The 17,440-nt window shown below is 56.3% G+C and carries 17 protein-coding genes; all 17 read right to left on the minus strand.

Going from position 1 to position 17,440, the window contains the following annotated elements:
* Window positions 1–75: 75 nt before the first annotated feature.
* The gene (locus tag M1D55_RS16575) at window positions 76–930 is read right to left on the minus strand and encodes a hypothetical protein (RefSeq protein ID WP_064573426.1); all 855 of its coding nucleotides are present in this window, start codon (window positions 928–930) and stop codon (window positions 76–78) included.
* A gap of 85 nt (window positions 931–1,015) precedes the next feature.
* Window positions 1,016–2,116 carry a type VI immunity family protein gene (locus tag M1D55_RS16580; protein WP_082928275.1) on the minus strand — a complete coding sequence of 367 codons (1,101 nt, stop codon included), beginning with the start codon at window positions 2,114–2,116 and terminating at the stop codon, window positions 1,016–1,018.
* A 249-nt stretch (window positions 2,117–2,365) separates the two neighbouring features.
* The gene (locus M1D55_RS16585; protein WP_064573428.1) at window positions 2,366–3,253 is read right to left on the minus strand and encodes a PoNe immunity protein domain-containing protein; all 888 of its coding nucleotides are present in this window, start codon (window positions 3,251–3,253) and stop codon (window positions 2,366–2,368) included.
* A complete protein-coding gene (locus tag M1D55_RS16590; protein ID WP_064573429.1) occupies window positions 3,250–3,504 on the minus strand; it encodes a PoNe immunity protein domain-containing protein in 255 nt (84 codons plus the stop codon). Before M1D55_RS16590 ends, M1D55_RS16585 begins: the two co-directional genes overlap by 4 nt.
* Before the next feature lie 32 nt (window positions 3,505–3,536).
* Window positions 3,537–3,977 carry a hypothetical protein gene (locus M1D55_RS16595; protein WP_231906255.1) on the minus strand — a complete coding sequence of 147 codons (441 nt, stop codon included), beginning with the start codon at window positions 3,975–3,977 and terminating at the stop codon, window positions 3,537–3,539.
* Window positions 3,978–4,029: 52 nt separating this feature from the next.
* The gene (locus M1D55_RS16600; protein ID WP_156526385.1) at window positions 4,030–4,743 is read right to left on the minus strand and encodes a hypothetical protein; all 714 of its coding nucleotides are present in this window, start codon (window positions 4,741–4,743) and stop codon (window positions 4,030–4,032) included.
* Between the two features lie 47 nt (window positions 4,744–4,790).
* Window positions 4,791–5,768: a hypothetical protein gene (locus M1D55_RS16605; RefSeq protein WP_456282643.1), complete on the minus strand. Its 978-nt coding sequence runs from the start codon at window positions 5,766–5,768 to the stop codon at window positions 4,791–4,793.
* Window positions 5,769–5,860: 92 nt separating this feature from the next.
* Window positions 5,861–6,772, minus strand: a complete 912-nt coding sequence (locus tag M1D55_RS16610; RefSeq protein ID WP_082928276.1) for a hypothetical protein — start codon at window positions 6,770–6,772, stop codon at window positions 5,861–5,863.
* The gene (locus M1D55_RS16615; RefSeq protein ID WP_197498293.1) at window positions 6,769–7,563 is read right to left on the minus strand and encodes a type VI immunity family protein; all 795 of its coding nucleotides are present in this window, start codon (window positions 7,561–7,563) and stop codon (window positions 6,769–6,771) included. The genes M1D55_RS16610 and M1D55_RS16615 overlap by 4 nt, the downstream gene beginning before the upstream one ends.
* A gap of 431 nt (window positions 7,564–7,994) precedes the next feature.
* On the minus strand, window positions 7,995–8,846 hold the full coding sequence (locus M1D55_RS16620; RefSeq protein ID WP_456282644.1) for a PoNe immunity protein domain-containing protein: 852 nt from the start codon (window positions 8,844–8,846) through the stop codon (window positions 7,995–7,997).
* A gap of 52 nt (window positions 8,847–8,898) precedes the next feature.
* Window positions 8,899–9,810, minus strand: coding sequence for a type VI immunity family protein (locus M1D55_RS16625; RefSeq protein ID WP_456282645.1), 912 nt, complete (start codon window positions 9,808–9,810; stop codon window positions 8,899–8,901).
* 396 nt (window positions 9,811–10,206) lie between these two features.
* Window positions 10,207–11,127 carry a PoNe immunity protein domain-containing protein gene (locus tag M1D55_RS16630; protein WP_456282646.1) on the minus strand — a complete coding sequence of 307 codons (921 nt, stop codon included), beginning with the start codon at window positions 11,125–11,127 and terminating at the stop codon, window positions 10,207–10,209.
* Window positions 11,128–11,276: 149 nt separating this feature from the next.
* Complete coding sequence (locus tag M1D55_RS16635) at window positions 11,277–12,074, minus strand: PoNe immunity protein domain-containing protein (RefSeq protein WP_456282647.1); 798 nt, start codon at window positions 12,072–12,074, stop codon at window positions 11,277–11,279.
* Between the two features lie 322 nt (window positions 12,075–12,396).
* Window positions 12,397–13,188 (minus strand): hypothetical protein, encoded by a 792-nt coding sequence (locus M1D55_RS16640; RefSeq protein ID WP_456282648.1) that lies wholly within the window; start codon window positions 13,186–13,188, stop codon window positions 12,397–12,399.
* A 146-nt stretch (window positions 13,189–13,334) separates the two neighbouring features.
* A complete protein-coding gene (locus tag M1D55_RS16645; RefSeq protein ID WP_456282722.1) occupies window positions 13,335–14,369 on the minus strand; it encodes a PoNe immunity protein domain-containing protein in 1,035 nt (344 codons plus the stop codon).
* Between the two features lie 144 nt (window positions 14,370–14,513).
* The gene (locus M1D55_RS16650; protein WP_456282649.1) at window positions 14,514–15,509 is read right to left on the minus strand and encodes a PoNe immunity protein domain-containing protein; all 996 of its coding nucleotides are present in this window, start codon (window positions 15,507–15,509) and stop codon (window positions 14,514–14,516) included.
* Window positions 15,510–15,923: 414 nt separating this feature from the next.
* A complete protein-coding gene (locus M1D55_RS16655) occupies window positions 15,924–16,937 on the minus strand; it encodes a hypothetical protein (RefSeq protein WP_456282650.1) in 1,014 nt (337 codons plus the stop codon).
* Window positions 16,938–17,440 lie beyond the last annotated feature (503 nt).

A 17,440-nucleotide genomic window follows, 5' to 3' on the forward strand; every position in this document is an offset into this window, starting at 1 on the left:
ACGAGCGCCGGCTGGGCCCGGCAGAAAGGTATCCGTGTAGCAGAAAACTTGGCCACAGCGTCGGAGCTTAGTGGCCTACTGCGAAACGAAATACCAGTTCGTATCGACAGCTCTTGTTTCGAGGAAGGTAATTGACCGGTCCTCCACATCACTGTCTTCCGGCATGGGGAACTCCGCCCAGATGTCGATGGGCTCACCCCAGTACACCTGATATGCCGGTTGCATAGGACGTCCATAGACGCAGAACGCGACGCTAAAGTCGTTTGCCCCATCCAACCATTGATCCGGTACCCATACGCCGGTGCGCGGGCAGAGCGAGCCGGGCTTTGCGCGCCGGGTCATATCAACGGAACACTTTGGATATGCCGCGGGCCTCGTCAAGACTGCGTATTCCTCCGCATAACGGACGGCGTCAGCGCGATCGCCCACGTGGCTATCGTCGCGATCCAAATATACCCGTTCCCTGCCAATTGACGCACGGTTCAGCCAATCTGTCCCCTTCGTTTCATTGTTGCGCAGCGTTACACTACCGGTTCCGCACGCATAGCTCAGCCGTTCAAACGCACGGTCCCAACGCTGACGCTGCTCATCGCCCATCCAGCCGAGGGGTTGCTCTACGAGGCCGCGATAATCGCTTGCAGGGGCCCTGAGAGCATCGATCATCGGGATGTAGTCGCTCCCAGTTTTGATGAATCGGATGCAGCGCCGAATGTTTTCGGCGTGTTCCAGGTAGCGTGAGACCCAGTAGTCGAGGCGCGCAGCGCCGTGCAATCCCCGGCCGGCGATGAGAGTGTTGAAGAGTTCGGCGAAGTTCTCACACAGACGGACACACAGATCGTAATAGGCAAGGGAGGTGGTCTGGTATAGGAACCATGCATCCTGATCCAGGTTGCGTCGTTGGTCATAGGGCTTTGCGCTTTTTGTGCTCATTTGCCGAACTTTTCTCGTTACACTCTCGTGATTCGTGATTCGACGCGTTCTATCGATCTTCGTCGGTTCATCCTCATATCGAAGCTCAGGTTGGTTCGCTTCGCGAGACCGCGTTTTTTCGTATGCGGGCGGCGGCGTTTGGCCAATCGCTTTCCTTATCAAAGCGGCCTAGCCATCGTTTGGCGTCGCGCCGGTTGAAGCGGACGTTCGGATCGCCGTCCCATTGCCCTGTACCGACAAGATCAAGGGCATCGTTGCGAAGCGGTCGCAGTAGGGCATTGAGCGCGACATGCATTGGAGGAACGCCGTCCGCAACGGGATACAAGCGTGGCTCATCGCCAAGCTCCAACCACAATCCAGTCTTGCAGTCGTAAACTCGGATTCCTGCTGCCTTCGCCACCGCAACCACATGCTCGCGGCTTACATCAAGCTTCGCTCGCCAGTGGTCCGCAAGGAAGAAGCCCCAGGTTGGAGGCTTTAGGCCGGCCGGCAAAGACTCGTCCATCCCCATCGACATGCCAAATGGGTAGTCGATGTCCAAGCCATAGAAGCGTTCCGTCAAGCTGCGCTCCCATACTGAAATCTCAGATCGGGCCTCAAACGCCAGCGGATTCGCGATGGAAAACCCGCTGTAAACCTGTTCGGGGCGGAGCTTTTCTATGGTGCTGAGGAGGAACCGACGCCAGTCTTCCTGATGGTCTAGCCACCATTGCCACCGATAATAAAACTGCACGTAGGAGTAGGCCGGGGGACGATCATCATCCCGATCCCGCTTGTTCAGGTAATCCCGCTTCCTGTAGAAGCAGCCTGCTATGGCGGGAGACGAGTTCGTGTTTTCTTCGTCTGTGAAGCTAAACAGAAAAGCTTCGCTCCCCTTCATCTTCGTGATGAGAGATCGAAGATTAGGGACGCGCTTGGAGCCGTATCGATGTGGTCGTTCTGTTACCGGATGCGTCGCAATCCTGTAGGGATGGCCAGTCAGGCGCTCGAACTCCTCGTGCGTATCTACCATCAACAATGATGTATCGCGCCAGCTGTGAGGCTCATAAAGGAAGTAGAAGGTTGTAAAGGGGGAAACGGCAACCTCGGAGTAGCCATTGTCGAACGCGGTGGAGGGCCACTCCGTCAGCGCACTCGTAAAGTCAGAAAGCTCTTCCTCTGTGAAGAGCAATTGAGTTGTTCCCATACGAGCTTCACTCTTATCCTAACGGTGACGTTGCCAATGCGATATGCTGCCTAACGGCTTGTGGCCACATATCCCTTCGTCCAGGCTACCAAATCCTTCGTCGCCTCGCGGAGCCGCTCCTGCCGGTGCTTGCTGAAATTTCATGATTGAGTGCACAGATTCCTGGTTCGCTTGAAAGAATGCGGATCTGATCGACGGATGATGTGGGACAGGCGAATCTACCGCGACTGTCGCGTCGTGTCTGTGGGGTCAAACGATCTGTTGGTCATACCGGACGATGGAGCAGGGCGCAGTTTTCGCGTAGTCGGTCCAATCTTTGGGGTAGAACGGCTTATCCCGATAGATTGCATCATCGATGTCGAGCACGATTGTGGTCGCAGCGGCCTCCCAGGACCAGTAGCCGTAAAACGCTACGTCTGCCTCACCATGCTGATCGAAATAAGGTTCTCTGCGGCTGGCGTGATACCACTCGTTTAGATATGTGGCCATCAAGGCAGGTCGCTCGCCGGGGCTAGCATCGAAGACCTTGAATAGTTTGCGGTATGGAAGATGACGAGTCGCTTCGTTTGGCGGAGGGCCACGGTCTGCAACGAAGGGTGTGACCAATCGTTCAATCAGTCCATCGCGTACGCCCATGTCCTCATTGCCATAGTCGAGAAAGGCCATGACGCGCGGCATGTCGCGACCGAATCCGCTGAGAATGCCGAAGCAAACCATGCGAAGGGCGACTATCCAGTATTCCTCGTCACGCAGCGCGGCATGCGGTGTGATTTGGTTGTCGGCTTCCGGAGTGGTGTGATACGTCTCATGGAAGTTCGCATACTCTTCAGCCCAAGCCATCGAATGGGGCCAGACCTCCGAAATCTGATCGACTTGACCTCCTGCGGAATACTGGAGGCTCATCCAATCCAATGCGTTCCACAAGCGGCGACGGGCTGACGTCATCAGGCCACCAGGCTTTGCCTTTGACACGTGCTTTGGCAAATCGATGGTCACGGAAGCAATCCCGCCGAGCTTGTCATCGAAACGCTTCGAGTAAGTGGGGTAGCGGAGGAGTGATTCGCGCTTCTTTTCAAAGCGTTCTTCCTGGACCTTCCAACTGGCCCACCTCTCCCAGTTGATCTCTTGTTTGTTCATCGTCCTATGTTCGCCCTCGCCCAAGCGACAAGGTCCTTCGGGTAGTAGAGGAACGAGTGCAGGCTTGTGTCGTCCTCGATGCCAAGCAACAAAACGGCCGCGCCTGCCTCGAAGGACCAGTAGCCGTAGTAGCCGGCTTGGGTTGGTGACTTATGGGCATCATGCCACGGTGCTGCGGCTAGATCCTTGTACCAGCGCTTCAGAAATTTCTGCAACTCGCTTAGCGCTGCGTCATTATCTTCCCTTGACATCGCATCGGCCAGAGAGGCAAAGGGCTTCGTCGCTAGAAGTATGTCGCACTCATAACGGTCCAATGGTGCGTAGGCGAGAAAAGCAGATCGCGGCGATGTAGAAGATAGCAAAGGCCGATCAATCCTACGCAGGGACAATAGCCATCGAATGAGCCGATATCGAACCCGACTGCATTGGGGTCACCCTCGTATTCGCGTAGCTGCCGAGTGGCCCGTTCGTGTGCCGCGACGACGCTTTCCAGTTCCGTACGAAGCGTTTCGATCGGCTCACCCGCGGTGTAGCGAAGCGTGAGCAAATTGAGAAGGTCTTCCGCGACGACACGGTATGAGATCAACCAACCCTCAGCCTTGGAGCGGCCTGAGCCGGCAGGGGCGGATTCCAGCAGTTGGATGCCCCCAGCCAACTCAAGGCAGGCAGTTTGATAGCTCGCTTCATTCAAAAAGCGTTGACGTCGCTTGGCTTGAAAGTCCATATCGAATGCACGTAAGGCTTGTCAGCTTCAGCGGTGAGACCTGTCTTGTGCTTCACCGACGAACGCGTGTCCACAGGGCCGCGCCCTTGGAAACGTATTGTTGTCCATCGAACCCTACGAGCGCGTGCGGCGCCGATCGGTTAGCAATCAAGAACTGCGCGCAGGAGTCCGCAATCTCAGGTAGATAAGCGCCGGACTCGGGTACCGGTTCATGGGTTCTTACCTGAACCGTGCCGTCGAGTTGATACCGTGGCCAAGTCGCAGGTGGATCGAGTGGGCCGTGAAAATCATCGGAGTAATTTGTTGTCAGGACGGTGGCGACCCAGCCGCTGTTCGCGGTTGTGCTGATATTGATGGCGTAGCCATGTGCACCGTGTAGCAGTTCCTCATAGCGCGCTGCCGCATGGGAACTTACCTCGTCCAGCCACTCAGAACAGAAATCACGCTGTCCGCGAACCCCTCCCGTAACACCCGCTGCAGCAAATAGGCCTTCGGCGTCGCCATGTGTCAGCTTGATAAAGCCATCGTCTAGATGCTTCGCAGTCTGGCGAAAATTGGGAATCACGCGCTGTCCCCAGACGATATCGGCCTGCAAAGGTAGTGGACGAGCACGATAATCGGGCGGCAACTGTGTCACGAAGCGGGCCAGGCACTCCTCAAGATGGTCCAGCATATCTTGCCAAGCACGGCGCATGGCGTCGAAATATTCTACGGAGCTGTAGCGCTCCAGTAGGTAAATTTCCTGCGGGGAGAGCGGGGTACTCATTTTGCCATTTCGTCTGGAGATGATCTTGTGGCGGAGCTGCTATCAAATCATTGTTTTTGGTTTGTCGCAGGATGGTCGGACTGGATAAGTTCCGCGGAGCATCCATACACGCACTTGCCTTCGGAATCCGCGAGCGGTCGCACGGGATCGCGAAAATACTGGACGCTCCATAGCAACCCGGGCGGCTCGCAGCTGTTCGCGTCTGACTGATATGCCCACACGGGCGTGCCCGATTGCCGCCATTGGACGGCCTGTTCGCATGCTCCGCTGAAAATGGGAGACGGGAGCTCGTGTAGAAGCCTATACGCTTCCGCGATAACCATGGCTGGACAGACCCGTCCCCCTTTTGTCAGGACGAATGTTCGTGCGCTCTCGACCTTGTCGTCGAAGACGGCGTTGCCGCTGACCAAATGGAAGACATTGCCATTCGACCAGGCAGGTTTGTTGCCGCGTTGCTCCTGCTTTATCGACAGGGGCGTAGACGGTTGCCGCCCGTCCATGCGTGTGACGTTTCCCTTCTTGTCGAACTCGTAGAGTGCATCGCCGGGGATGAAGAGGACACGCACAGGCCATGATCTTGGCGACGACCACTGAATCTTGTGTCGGGGCGCCTCATCGTTTCGACGCAGTGAATTGGGTGGGGGCGGCGATACGTCGACCCAACTGTTGTCCTCCCCATCGAGAGCAAAGGTCTTGGCGAACGGACGTGCTCGCACATAACGTCGTCGTTCAAGCAGGCTGATGCCTGTGTTGCTCACCTGTACGACCACATGCTTGCTCTTGCCTTCTTCGATTTCTGTTCGCCATGCGAGCGTGGGCGCCGAGCCCTCGCCGCGCAGTGGTAACGCGGCCAGGTGGACGGTGAGAGGACCGGAGGAGGGAAGCAGCTTGATGGTCTCGCCTGGTTGGATCCGCGTGATGACCGATTCGTTGACGGAGACGTCGATCTGCGCTTTCGTCCGTCCAGGCTTGTAGAACAGCGTGAGGCTTGATTCAGCGCTTTCCCGTGTGGGTCCTTGCGACACTGCGGAGCCTGCAGAGGCTTGGGCGGAAAGTACCCCTCCCGGGCAAAGAGTCAAGGCAAATGTAAGGGCGGAAACGGCAAGGAGTCTCAATTTTACCGCCCGGCTTCCCGGCGCAAACGCAGATTGTCAACCGGATCCGTCTTGTGCATGGGATCCCAAACAAAATACCAAGTGGTGTCTACTGCCTCCGTAACCGGCGAACCGGTTGCTATGGCTTCATACTCCGCTGCCATCTCTTCATCGTATCCAATGAAAGGGTTATTAAGCTCGAGCCCCTTTATTCGATATGCTGGTTGCATGGGGCGGCCTTCAACACCGAACGCAAGACTAAGATCTGTGGCACCGTCCAACCATTGTTTAGGTACCCATACGCCTGTACGGGGGCAGCGCTCACCAGGGCACACGCTCTGACCAACGTCGACCGGATGCATTGGAAAGGAGCTGGGCGCCGAAATGACTCCGTATTTCTCAGCGGACTGAATCGCAGTGGCCGCGTCTCCCGCATTGCTATCATCCCGGTCAAGGTAGACTTGATCTTTACCAATGGACCGGCGATTTAACCAATGGATCCCTTTAGTAAGGTTGTTCCGTAAGGCGGTGCTACCGATGCCACATGCGTAGCTAAGTCGTCCAAACACATGGTCCCACTGCTTGCGCTGTTCATCGCTCATCCACCCTAGCGGCTGTTCCACGAGGCCGCGATAATCGGTTGCGGGAGCATTGAGGATGTCAACCATCGGTATGTAATCACCGCCGTTCTTGATAAATCCTATGCCACGTCTAATGTTTTCAGCATGCGTTAGGTAGCGCGAGACCCAGTAATCGAGGCGAGCTGCCCCGTGGAGTCCATGACCCGTTAGGTAGGTATTGAAGATCTCCGCAAATTCCTCGCATAGCCGGGCACACAATTCGTAGTGCGAAATTGCCGTAATCTGGTAGAGATACCACGCGTCCTGATCAAGGTTGCGTGGGATGTCGTACGGTGTCAGCTTTGCTTCAGTCATTGATTGTCGTCAGATGGAGCGCCTGGCCGCATGTGTGCTTCCGCGCTCGGCCAATCGCTTTCCTCATCGAAGCGCCCCAACCACCTCCGAGAATCGCATTGGGTGAAGCGAACGTTTGGGTCGCCATCCCACTCGCCGCTGCCGACCAAATCGAGATCGTTGTTCCGAATGGGTCGAAGCAGTTCGTTCAGACGCACGGGTAACTCCGGAATGCCTTCACTCACCGGATATAGCTGTGGAGTGTCACCCAGCTCTATCCATTGTCCATTTTCAAAGTCCGTGATGGTGATCCTGGGATGCCGTAGCTGCGAGCGCACCTGCTCTCGGGAACAGTGAAGTTTCTTGCGCCAACTATCCGAGAGAAAGAATCCCCACGTTGGTGTACGTATGCCCTTGGTAAGCCCGAACCCCATGCTGAAGGGGTAGTCGGTGTCCAGGCCATAGAAGTGCATCGCCAAGCTTCTATCCCACACCGAAACTTCGGATCGCGTTCCGAAAGCAGGGGGATTGGCCATCGCGAACCCACTATAGACCTGCTGAGGTTTCAATCGGTCGATCGCCGAAAACAAGAAACGGCGCCATGCTGCACTGTTGTCCAGCCACCACTGCCAGGCGTGGTACAGCTGAATGTGCGAGTAGCATCTGCGGTCGGTGTCATCGGCATCGTTTATGTACGCCGGATTGCGCCAGAAGTAGCCGCCGACGACAGGGGAGGACGCGGTATTCTTGCTGTCTGAAACATCAAAGGAAAAATGCTTGTCGGCTTTGACCTCTTTGGCGAACTGGCGCAGCTCGGGTAGACGCTTTGATCCGTATGGGTGTGGGCGGCTCGTGCCGGGGGCGTGTGCACGTTTCGTATTTCACCCCTGTCAATGCCTCGAACTCTTCGTGGATATCAACGAGCAATTGTGCGGTCTCGGTTGACCGTGTCGACTCGTACGAAAAGTAGAAGGTTGTGAAAGGGGAAACTCCAAGCTCGTAGTCAGTACTACCCCAGGCGGTCGCCGGCCACTCCTGCAGGTTCTGGACAAAGTCGGAAAGTTGTTCCGGGGTAAAAACTCCATGGGTCGTACTCATCTTCTGCGCCTTCTCTGGCCGTCCGATCCGGGGGCGGTACGATGTTTGTCTCCATCCGTTCCGATGCAATGATCCTCTGGTCGCAGCTCTGCCACGGGTCGTGAGACATCTCAGCCGGCCTATGGCGAGACGCTATCGTGGCCGATCAGCACGATTGGTCGGCACCAGACCGTATGCCGGTTGCTGAGGCATCCAGGTCATTTCCAAGTTCCATATTCGCTTTGGCCCAAGCAACAATATCCTTCGGGTAGTAGAGGAAGGGGTGCAGGCTTGTGTCGTCCTCGATGCCAAGCAGCAAAACGGCTGCGCCTGCTTCGAAGGACCAGTAGCCGAAGTAGCCCCCAGTTCTTCCTTCGCTATCGGGCTTGTGAGCATCGTGCCATCCGGTGCTGGAAAGGTCTTTGTACCAACGCTTCAAGAATGTCCGCAAGCATGCAATGCGCTCTGCTTCGATGTCTTTGTAAAATGCTTTGATCAAGTCGCCGTAGGGCTTGTCCCAAAACCATTGATCAACGTCGACGCGGTCACTGAGGGAAAAGGCCAGCAGGTCCTCATAGATGGCATCCTCGCCCTTCAATGCGTCGCAAAGCTTGGCAATGCGGGGCAATAGATCGCGCCGATGTAATAAGTAGCACAGGCCAATAAGCTGCAGGAGCCGGCAATAGTCGTCCAGGGACGCGAATGAGAACACCGGACGGTCGGGTTCCGCGTGAAAGTTCCGATTCTGTTGAGCCAAGTCCTCGTACGCCGAGACGATTTGGTCAAGGTTCGAGCGCAGTGCTGAAATGTCATCTCCAGCTGTATATTTCAGCAGGCATAGTTCGAAGTATTTCGACGCGATGGTCTCAGCAGACGCCAACCACCTTTCCTGTAGATTCCTGCCAACGCCAGATGGTTGTATTGAAAACAAATCTATGGATGCAAGGAGGCCTTCGAGCTCCATGCGGTAGTTGCTTTCACTCAAGAACGGTTGCCGGCGTTGTTCGACAAACTTCATATGGTTCCTGCCTTCCCGGAAAGCGGCCGTCGTCCGCTGGACATGGCGTTTCTCAAGGGGTTGAAGGTGGACGACGGTCGAATGTCCGCTGGAGCCGCTGTCGAGCATCGGCGCAGGGCCAGTCACCGGTTTCATCGAACCGGCTCAACCATCTTCGTGTGTCGGTCACATTAAATCGCTCGTTAGGGTCTCCATCCCACTGACCGAATCCGGTAAGGTCGAGCCTCTGGTGGCGAATCGGCTTCAGCACGCGGTTCAGGATAGATGGCAGTTCAGGTACGCCGCTCCTCACGGGGTACAGATCCGGTTTCGAGCCAAGCTCGATCCAAATGCCGCTGTCGCAGTCGATCATATGGATGTCGGCGTGCCGCAGGCGGTCTCGAAGCTCGTCTCTTGTGCAAGCAAGTCGTGTGCGCCAGTTGTCCGATAGAAAAAATCCCCAGGTGGGAGGGCGGATGCCGAATGGCAGCCCATCGGCAAGATGTTTCATGGCAAAGGGGTAGTCGATGTCGAGTCCGAGAAAGTGTTCGGCAAGCGCGCGCTCCCAGACATTGGCTTCAGACCGACTGCCTAATTCCAGAGGATTGGCTACGGTGAAGCCGCTATAGACCTGATCTGCGTTGAGTGCGTCGATTGTTTTCAACACAAAGCGTTGCCATGCTTCGCGATTGTCCAGCCACCACTGCCAGCGATAGTAGAACTGTATGTAAGAGTAGCCGTTCCGTAGACCTGGCCACCAGGCCGCCCGGCAGCAATAGGCCGCTGTTGCGGGCGAGCTTCGGTGATTGGGTTCATCGGTCAGTTTGAAGAGGAAGTCATCATCGGCTCTCTTCTTCTTTGCCCAGTCGCGAAGATTGCCAAGTCTCTTGGAACCGTAAGGATGCGGGCGCTCTGAATCCGGGTGAGTTGCGATTGTGAACGGGCTGCCGGATAGCGCCTCAAAGGCCTCCAGCGTGTCGATCATGGTCAGCGATGCGTCAAGGTGGCGTTCGGGGTCGTATGAAAAGTAGAACGTCACAAACGGACTAACGCTGAGCATCGAGGCGTCATCGCCATACTGAGAGTTGGGCCACTCTTCCAGCAGGGAGATGAACTACTCAAGCTCTTCGCTGGTAAACAGTTCGGTTGTTGTGGTCATATCACCATCACCTTCTTCCGCCGCAGACGGCATGGTGCTAAAGATAGTGTTCAGCAAGCTCTACGGTGTGATACGTGCTGACGGGCTGATGCCCACCGTTCCGGGTCGGGTTGATCGACATCCCACTGCCAGAATGTCGCGCCGTCTGGGAATCCTCGACATCGGAAAACGTCTCCCCCTGTTGGCATGGCGGCGCGATCGCGACAATGCTGGCGTGAGCCATCATCCAGCCCTCGGTACGTTTTCTCTGGCGGCAAACGGTTCCTGCACGATATCGGAAGGTGGTCCAGCGCTCTCACTGCGTGCATAGTCCACCCAGTCTCCAGGGTAGAACGCCATATCACGATAGCTGGAATCATCGATATCGAGCACGACTGTGGTCGCAGCGGCCTCCCAGGACCAATAGCCGTAGAACGATACGTCTGCCTCGCCATGCTGATCGACATAAGGTTCTCTGCGGCTGGCGTGACACCACTCGTTCAGATATGTCGCCATCAAAGCAGGTCGCTCGCCGGGGCTAGCATCGAAAGCCTTGAATAGTTTGCGGTATGGAAGATGACGAGTCGCTTCGCTTGGCGGAGGGCCACGGTCTGCAACGAAGGGTGCGACCAATCGTTCAATCAGTCCATCGCGTACGCCCATGTCCTCATTGCCATAGTCGAGGAAGGCCATGACGCGCGGCATGTCGCGGCCGAATCCGCTGAGAATGCCGAAGCAAACCATGCGAAGGGCGACTATCCAGTATTCCTCGTCCCGTAGCGTTGCGTGTGGTGTGACGTAGTTGTCTGCATCGGGAGAGGCATGGTAATCCGCGTGGAACTGACCGTATTCTTCCGCCCAACGAATGGCGTGTGGCCATGCTTCTGCAATGTGCGAAACAGGCGCCCCTGAAGAGTACAACAGACTCATCCAGTCCAGGATGTCCCAAAGGCGCCGTCGGGTCGAAGTCATCAGCCCGCTAGGCTTGGACTTCGCGATATGCTTCGGAAGGTCAATGGTGACAGAAGCCATCCCGTCCAAATGATTCTTAAATTGAAACTTATAGGTTTCAAATCGCATCAATGGTTCGCGACGTCTCGCAAAGTCGTCGTCTGACGCCTTCCATTGAAACCAACGCTTCCAGTCAGGATGATTGGCATTCATATATCTGTCTCATTGAACACCATTATTTCCATTGCTCCGAAAAGCGCCTGCGGGAGCATCCTGACAGGCTGGATCCTGACGGGGGTCATCCGATAGCCCGCCCGCCAGCACTGCGACCCTGGTCCGCACCGCATCGCAAGGCCGTGGTGTCACCCACTGTCTTGTAACCCGATGTTGGCCTTTGCCCAAGCAACCAGATCCTTCGGGTAGTAGGGGAAGGAGTGCAAGCTTGTGTCGTCCTCGATGCCAAGGAGTAAAACAGCAGCGCCTGCCTCGAAGGACCAGTAGCCGTAGTAGCCGGCTTGGGTTACAGATTTGTGTGTGTCGTGCCACGCAGTTCCCGAGAGCCCCTTATACCAGCGTTTCAAGAAGGACGTGAGAACAGAAAGCTCTTCGTCGTGGGATTCCGAATGGAGCGCCCTCACCAGATCGCCATACGGAATATCCCAGAACCATTCGTCGACATCGGGCCGATCAGGAAGAGCGAAGGATAGAAGTTCTTCATAGACTGCATCTTCTCCGCGGAAGCCGTCGCAAAGGGCAGACACTCGCGGCAGCAGGTTCCGCCGATGCAAAAGATAACAAAGGCCGATGAGCTGCATGACACGGCTATAGTCGTCGGCCGACGTAAAAATAAAAGCGGGCCGGTCAGGGTCTTCGTGCAACGCGCGGTCGGCCTCGGCAAATTCCTCATAGGCCGTAAGGACTGCCTCCAGATCGCTGTGCAGGCACTCAATGGGGTCGCCAGCTGTATATCTGATAGAGAGCCTTTCATACGTCGCGTTCGCGATCGCGTGGTAGGACAGTGCCCATCCTTCCGCTTCGGAGCGTGTGGCCCCGGATGGCTTGCTCGAATGCAAGGCGATCGATTTTGGGATTTCGTCCATTTCCCGCTGAAAGGTCGCCTCGCTAAGGAATTTCTGCCGACGTGCTTGCTGAAAAGTCATGTTTTTGCGTCTATCGATTCCGAACCGCGCCGACGTGGCCTTGCCGGCTGTTGGCTTTTGCTGACGGTGCTCCGGCCGTGGTCGCGGTGCCTTTCTATTGCCAGAGCCCTTACCCGCCGGGGCAGAATCTTTGCCGCCCTTGTCCCTTAGATCGCGCAATAGCGAAGCCAACGATTCCGTCGGGTCCTAACTTCGAATGGCCCAAGGCGCATTGTTGTCGCCTTTGAAGAAGCTGACAGCTTCGTCGGCAAGCGACTGGAACCAGCCTCGTCGTTTGGAGCGCGGGCGGCTGTCCCCATTCTCGGAAGCGTAGCGGTACCGCTCATGCACGCGTCGCCGGCTTTTCTTGTGTCTGCCCTTGGCAATAGACATGCGAGGCATCGGTGACGCGTTCGCCTCGGATTCGCCGCACACGCGTCCAGATAGCCAGATTCGCTGACACATACTGTTGGCCATCGAATCCAACCAATGCGGGGGGCGCCGGTTTACCGGCCACCAAGAACTGTGCACAAGAATAATCGATATCTGGAAGGTAGATGCCAGACTCCTTAACGGGCTCACCAGTCCGGACTCTTTGTGTGGCGTCCAGTCCATACTTCGGCCATTCTGCAGGCGCGTCAAGTGGACCTTGATGGCGAGCCGAATAATCTGTGGAAAGTACAGTTTGCGGCCACCCCGCTTCTACCGTAGCACTGATGTTTGACGCATACATATCGGCCTTGTAGAGCAGCTCGTGATACAGCCCCCCTGCATCTGGGTCCACCTCATCGAACCAATCGGAGAAAAAATCCCTTTGTCCTCGTACGTCGCCATTGATGCCGGCAGCAGCAAACAGTCCGGACGCGTCCCCGTGAGTGAGCTTGATAAAGCCGGCATCCAGGACTAGGGAGGTTCGGCGAAAATTTGGGAGCACACGCTGGCCCCAAACCACGTCCGGCTGCATGGGGAGAGGGCGATTGCGATAGTCGGGAGGCGGCTGCGTCATGAAACGCGCCAAGCAGTCTTCGACATGAATCAACATGGCTTCCCAGGCGCGCCGCATGCTGTCGAAATACTCAGGCGAACTATAGCGTTCCAGCAGATAGATCTCCTGAGCGTACAGTGGCGTAGTCACGTGGTGTCCTTCAAGGGATCGGGCGTCATGGTCCGTCGTTCCATGGTGGCCAAAAGCTCTCGCGGCGACTGTGTCGCGGCAAGAATGGCGGCATGGTGCTACGGACAGCCCTCAGCAAGCTTTACTAACCGGTGGCGAGCCGAGACCTACAGTTTCGGGTCGCCTTGGTCGACATCCCACTGCCAGATGGCGGCGCCATAGTCAGATTGAATATCCGGCATGATCTCGCCAGCACCGAAATAGCGACGAGAGTTCGCTTTAGCGGGGGTCATCCAGTAACCAGCACGCGGGCACGGCTCGCCTGGTTCGCATCGCATTGCGCCTGTCGAGGTGCCTCCGCTCTGTTGTAGTCCCATGTTTGCCTTTGCCCAAGCAACCATATCCTTCGGGTAGTAGAGGAAGGAGTGCAGGCTTGTGTCGTCCTCGATGCCAAGCAGTAAAACAGCCGCGCCTGCTTCGAAGGACCAGTAGCCGTGGTAGCCGGCCTGGCTCGAAGACTTGTGCGTGTCGTGCCATGGCGCAGCGGCTAGATCTTTGTACCATCGCTTCAGGAACTTTTGTAGTTCCTTGAGTGCCGCGACATTGTCGTCCGTCGACATCGCGTCGGCCAGTGTTGCGAAAGGTTTTGTGGCGAGCAGAACATCACACTCGTAGCGGTCTAATGGCGCGTAGGCAAGGAACTCCTCGATGACAAAGTCCATGCCGGCGTTTACCTTGTCCGGCCCGTCGAGCATCTCCGCAATACGGGGAAGCAAGTCTCGGCGATGGAGTAGGTAGCAAAGGCTGATTAGCCCAATACATGGGCAGTATCCATCGAACGAGCCAATATCAAAACCGATGGCATTAGGATCACGCTCATACTTTCGTAATTGTTTTGTGGCGCGCTCGTATGCAGCCACTACGTGCTCCAGTTCTTGACGGAGCGGATCGATTGCCTCTCCAGCGGTGTACCGCAGCGTTAGCTTGTCGAAGATGTGCTGGGCGGTCACGCGGTAGGAAACCAACCAACCTTCCGCTTCGTTTCGTCCAGAGCCGGCTGGTGCAGCTTCAAGCAGTTCGATGACTTCGGAGAGGTCCTTGCAAGCGGCTTGATAGCTCCTCTCGCGCAAGAACTGCTGACGCCGCTTATCGTTAAAATTCATACGAAATGTCTTGGCGTGCAAGCGCAGTTCGACAAGCACCAAGCGTTGTCGACAGGTTCTATGGTCCCATGCTTGCCGAAGGCCCCTGCGGCGAATGTGTCGCAGCAACAATTGTGGCATGGTGCTACGGGAGCGCAACAACAAGCTTTACGGTGTAATACGCTTCCGCTGATGTGCTGATACCTACAATCTCGGGTCGGATTGATCAACATCCCACTGCCAGATGACTGTGCCATAGTCCGATGACACGTCGGGCATGATTTCTCCTGCACTGAAGTAGCGACGCGAGTTCGCTTTGGCCGGGCTTAGCCAATAGCCACCGCGTGGACATGGTTGACTTGGCTCGCATCGCATCGCGGCGGCTGACGATGTATTTGTGTTCTCTTGCAGCCTTACGTTTGCTTTGGCCCAGGCAACCATGTCTTTCGGGTAGTACAAGAACGAGTGCAAACTGCTGTCGTCCTCGATCCCGAGAAGCAGTACGGCTGCGCCCGCTTCGAAGGACCAATAGCCGTAGTACCCCCCGGTTCTTCCTTGGCTATCGGGCTTATGAGCGTCGTGCCAACCGGTGCCCGCCAAGTCCTTGTACCAACGTTTTAAAAACCGATGCAACAAGTCAAGGCGCTGCGCTTCGTTGTCTTTGTAGAACGCCTTGATAAGGTCGCCGTACGGCTTGTCCCAGAACCACTCGTCGACATCAGGCCGACCTGTGATTGAGAAGCCGAGAAGGTCTTCGTAGACAGCGTCTTGGCCACGAAAGTAATCAGACAGGTCAGCAATGCGGGGTAGCAAATCTCGACGATGCAGCAAATAGCACAGACCGATAAGCTGAAGAAGCCGTGAGTAGTCGTCTATCGATGTAAAGACGAAGGGTGAGCGATCAGGCTCCTGATAATAGTCGCGCTCCAAGGCAGCGAATTGTTCGATCGCACATATGACGGACTCGAGTTCGCCACGCAATTCGATGATGGGCTCGCCGGCGGTATAACGAAGACAAAGCAAGTTGAATCGGTCGTCCGCGACGAAGCTACGAGCCATTAACCAACGCTCTTCTTCTGTATCACCAACGCCGGCTGGGTGGCTATCAAAAAGCTGGATGCCGTCACGCATCGCGGCGCCACTTGCCACGTAGTTCTCTTCCGTTAAAAACTGCTGTCGCCGCTTCAGATGAAAGTCCATAGCAATATACTTATCGTTCCGGTCCACCGGTTGAGCGCATACGTCGGCTTTCGCTCAACCTATTCAAGTCATGATCCAACCATTCCTGCGTAACGGGATGCGCCGCGTGTTCCTGATGTCGGACAGCTCCGTTAGCTATATGACGTAATAGAGCTTCGGAGTGTGCGACCCCATGTGGCACGGAGAAGAAGAGTACATGACGACTGTAACCGGTATATCTTATCTTTTGGACGAGTCGCTCGTCTTTTACCGCGGCTCCGAGTCTCAACTTGATCCAGCCGTGACTCATTGGCATGCGTGAGGGATCATATGGCTTGGGCGTTTGGCTGCCATGATTTCGGGCACCTCCTCGTTTGCCTCCACCGCGGTTTGAAGGGGATGCGTCTGTTCCGATTTTGTCCCTCAAGTCTCTTATCAGTGACGGAAGCCGCTTCGTGGCATCATAGCTGCCTTCGCCTCCACAATGGCATATGGCTTGGTGCCACTGGACTCCCAAACTGCATCGATCCCTCTGCCACGAACACGCAGCGGCCACAATTGAACCAGTTCGCTATCATCGTTCAGCTTCGCAGGATTTCGGTGGCCCCCGTCATGCTGGGCCTGCTTTCCCCAACGCTTGATCTCCTGGCAATGATAGTCCGCCATGTGTTCGCCCAGGACGCCGAGCGCCTTCTGCTGAAGTTGCCCTAGCGTCCGACGTGCGAGTTCCGATGACTTCGATTGATTGGTATTGGCCCGGTCGTTGGCGTCGGCACGGCTCTTTGTGCCGGCATCCGCCTTGGTCTGCGGCTTGGCGGGCACGGGATCCTGACGACGGCGAGCTGCGGGGGCTGCTTCTGCCGACGTTTTGCGTCCTTGTTTTAACCAGCCATCGACTTCGCGCTTGAATGCATCGAACTGTTGGCGCAAGTTCTGGCGAATGCTGTCGAGGCGTCGTTGCGCATCCGGTCCCAGCCGACGCTTCAGCGCAGGATTGCCCAGCATGTCGTCGAGCAACTTCTGAAGCTTGCTCGGGTCCAGCATTTCACGAAGGAATTTCTCTGGGTCGCCCTTGCCGAATCTGCGGATGACATCAAGCAGGCTGTCAATGCTGGCAGTTCCACTCTTGACTGCGCGCAGACTGCGCTTCACTGCGTCGCCGCCGCCCGGAATGACGCCGATGAGCGCGGTAATCAAGTTGAACCAGGCAGCTGGAGAGGCGGGAGCGCCGGATACTTCCACCAGACCTTTGATGATGTCCCGCGCGTCGACAACTTGTCCGACCACGGGTACGAAGCCGATCACCGTCTCGGCCAGAATGGCCCAAGGTGCATTGTTGTCGCCCTTGAAGAAGCTGACAGCTTCGTCGGCAAGCGACTGGAACCAGCCCCGTCGTTTGGAGGGCGGGGCGGCTCTCCCCATCCTCGGAAGCGTAGCGGTACCGCTCATGCTTTTTTATCTCCCCGCAATTCACCTTCGAGTTCTTTCTGCTGCTGTGCGTCGAGGTAGTTCCACAGGTTTTCTCCCGGGTCCTCATCGGAGAGTCGTTAAGGAGAGCCAGATATTCCTTTTGTTCCGCTGTCGCCCGAGACTCCCAGAACTCATCGGCTTCCGCCAAATAGCGTTCGATGTTTGCCAACGCTTCCTCGTTGGTTTCCGAGCCCACCTTCAGCGTATTTGGAGGGAGTGTTGCCTCCAGTTGGAAAGGCCGCGGGTCTTCACCGTAATAGACCCTGGCTGGGCTGTTGGGGACGTTTTCAATGCGCGCAAAGCCGTTGTCGTCGAGCGTGCCATCGAGTACGGTGCCATCGTCAAAAACCAGCTTATACGGAGCGCCCGGCACGAGCGATAGGTCGTCGGGTCGAAGTCATTAGACCGCTAGGCTTGGACTTCGCGATATGCTTCGGAAGGTCAATGGTGACAGAAGCCATCCCGTCCAAATGATTCTTAAA

The sequence above is a fragment of the Cupriavidus sp. JZ107 genome, assembly GCF_053903255.1.

Excerpts from the sequence above, each read along its gene's own strand:
- M1D55_RS16575 (WP_064573426.1), bottom strand. The coding sequence starts at position 930 with ATGAGCACAAAAAGCGCAAAGCCCTATGACCAACGACGCAACCTGGAT.
- M1D55_RS16580 (WP_082928275.1), bottom strand. The coding sequence starts at position 2,116 with ATGGGAACAACTCAATTGCTCTTCACAGAGGAAGAGCTTTCTGACTTT.
- M1D55_RS16585 (WP_064573428.1), bottom strand. The coding sequence starts at position 3,253 with ATGAACAAACAAGAGATCAACTGGGAGAGGTGGGCCAGTTGGAAGGTC.
- M1D55_RS16590 (WP_064573429.1), bottom strand. The coding sequence starts at position 3,504 with ATGTCAAGGGAAGATAATGACGCAGCGCTAAGCGAGTTGCAGAAATTT.
- M1D55_RS16595 (WP_231906255.1), bottom strand. The coding sequence starts at position 3,977 with ATGGACTTTCAAGCCAAGCGACGTCAACGCTTTTTGAATGAAGCGAGC.
- M1D55_RS16600 (WP_156526385.1), bottom strand. The coding sequence starts at position 4,743 with ATGAGTACCCCGCTCTCCCCGCAGGAAATTTACCTACTGGAGCGCTAC.
- M1D55_RS16610 (WP_082928276.1), bottom strand. The coding sequence starts at position 6,772 with ATGACTGAAGCAAAGCTGACACCGTACGACATCCCACGCAACCTTGAT.
- M1D55_RS16620 (WP_456282644.1), bottom strand. The coding sequence starts at position 8,846 with ATGAAGTTTGTCGAACAACGCCGGCAACCGTTCTTGAGTGAAAGCAAC.
- M1D55_RS16625 (WP_456282645.1), bottom strand. The coding sequence starts at position 9,810 with ATGATCGACACGCTGGAGGCCTTTGAGGCGCTATCCGGCAGCCCGTTC.
- M1D55_RS16630 (WP_456282646.1), bottom strand. The coding sequence starts at position 11,127 with ATGAATGCCAATCATCCTGACTGGAAGCGTTGGTTTCAATGGAAGGCG.
- M1D55_RS16635 (WP_456282647.1), bottom strand. The coding sequence starts at position 12,074 with ATGACTTTTCAGCAAGCACGTCGGCAGAAATTCCTTAGCGAGGCGACC.
- M1D55_RS16650 (WP_456282649.1), bottom strand. The coding sequence starts at position 15,509 with ATGGACTTTCATCTGAAGCGGCGACAGCAGTTTTTAACGGAAGAGAAC.
- M1D55_RS16655 (WP_456282650.1), bottom strand. The coding sequence starts at position 16,937 with ATGAGCGGTACCGCTACGCTTCCGAGGATGGGGAGAGCCGCCCCGCCC.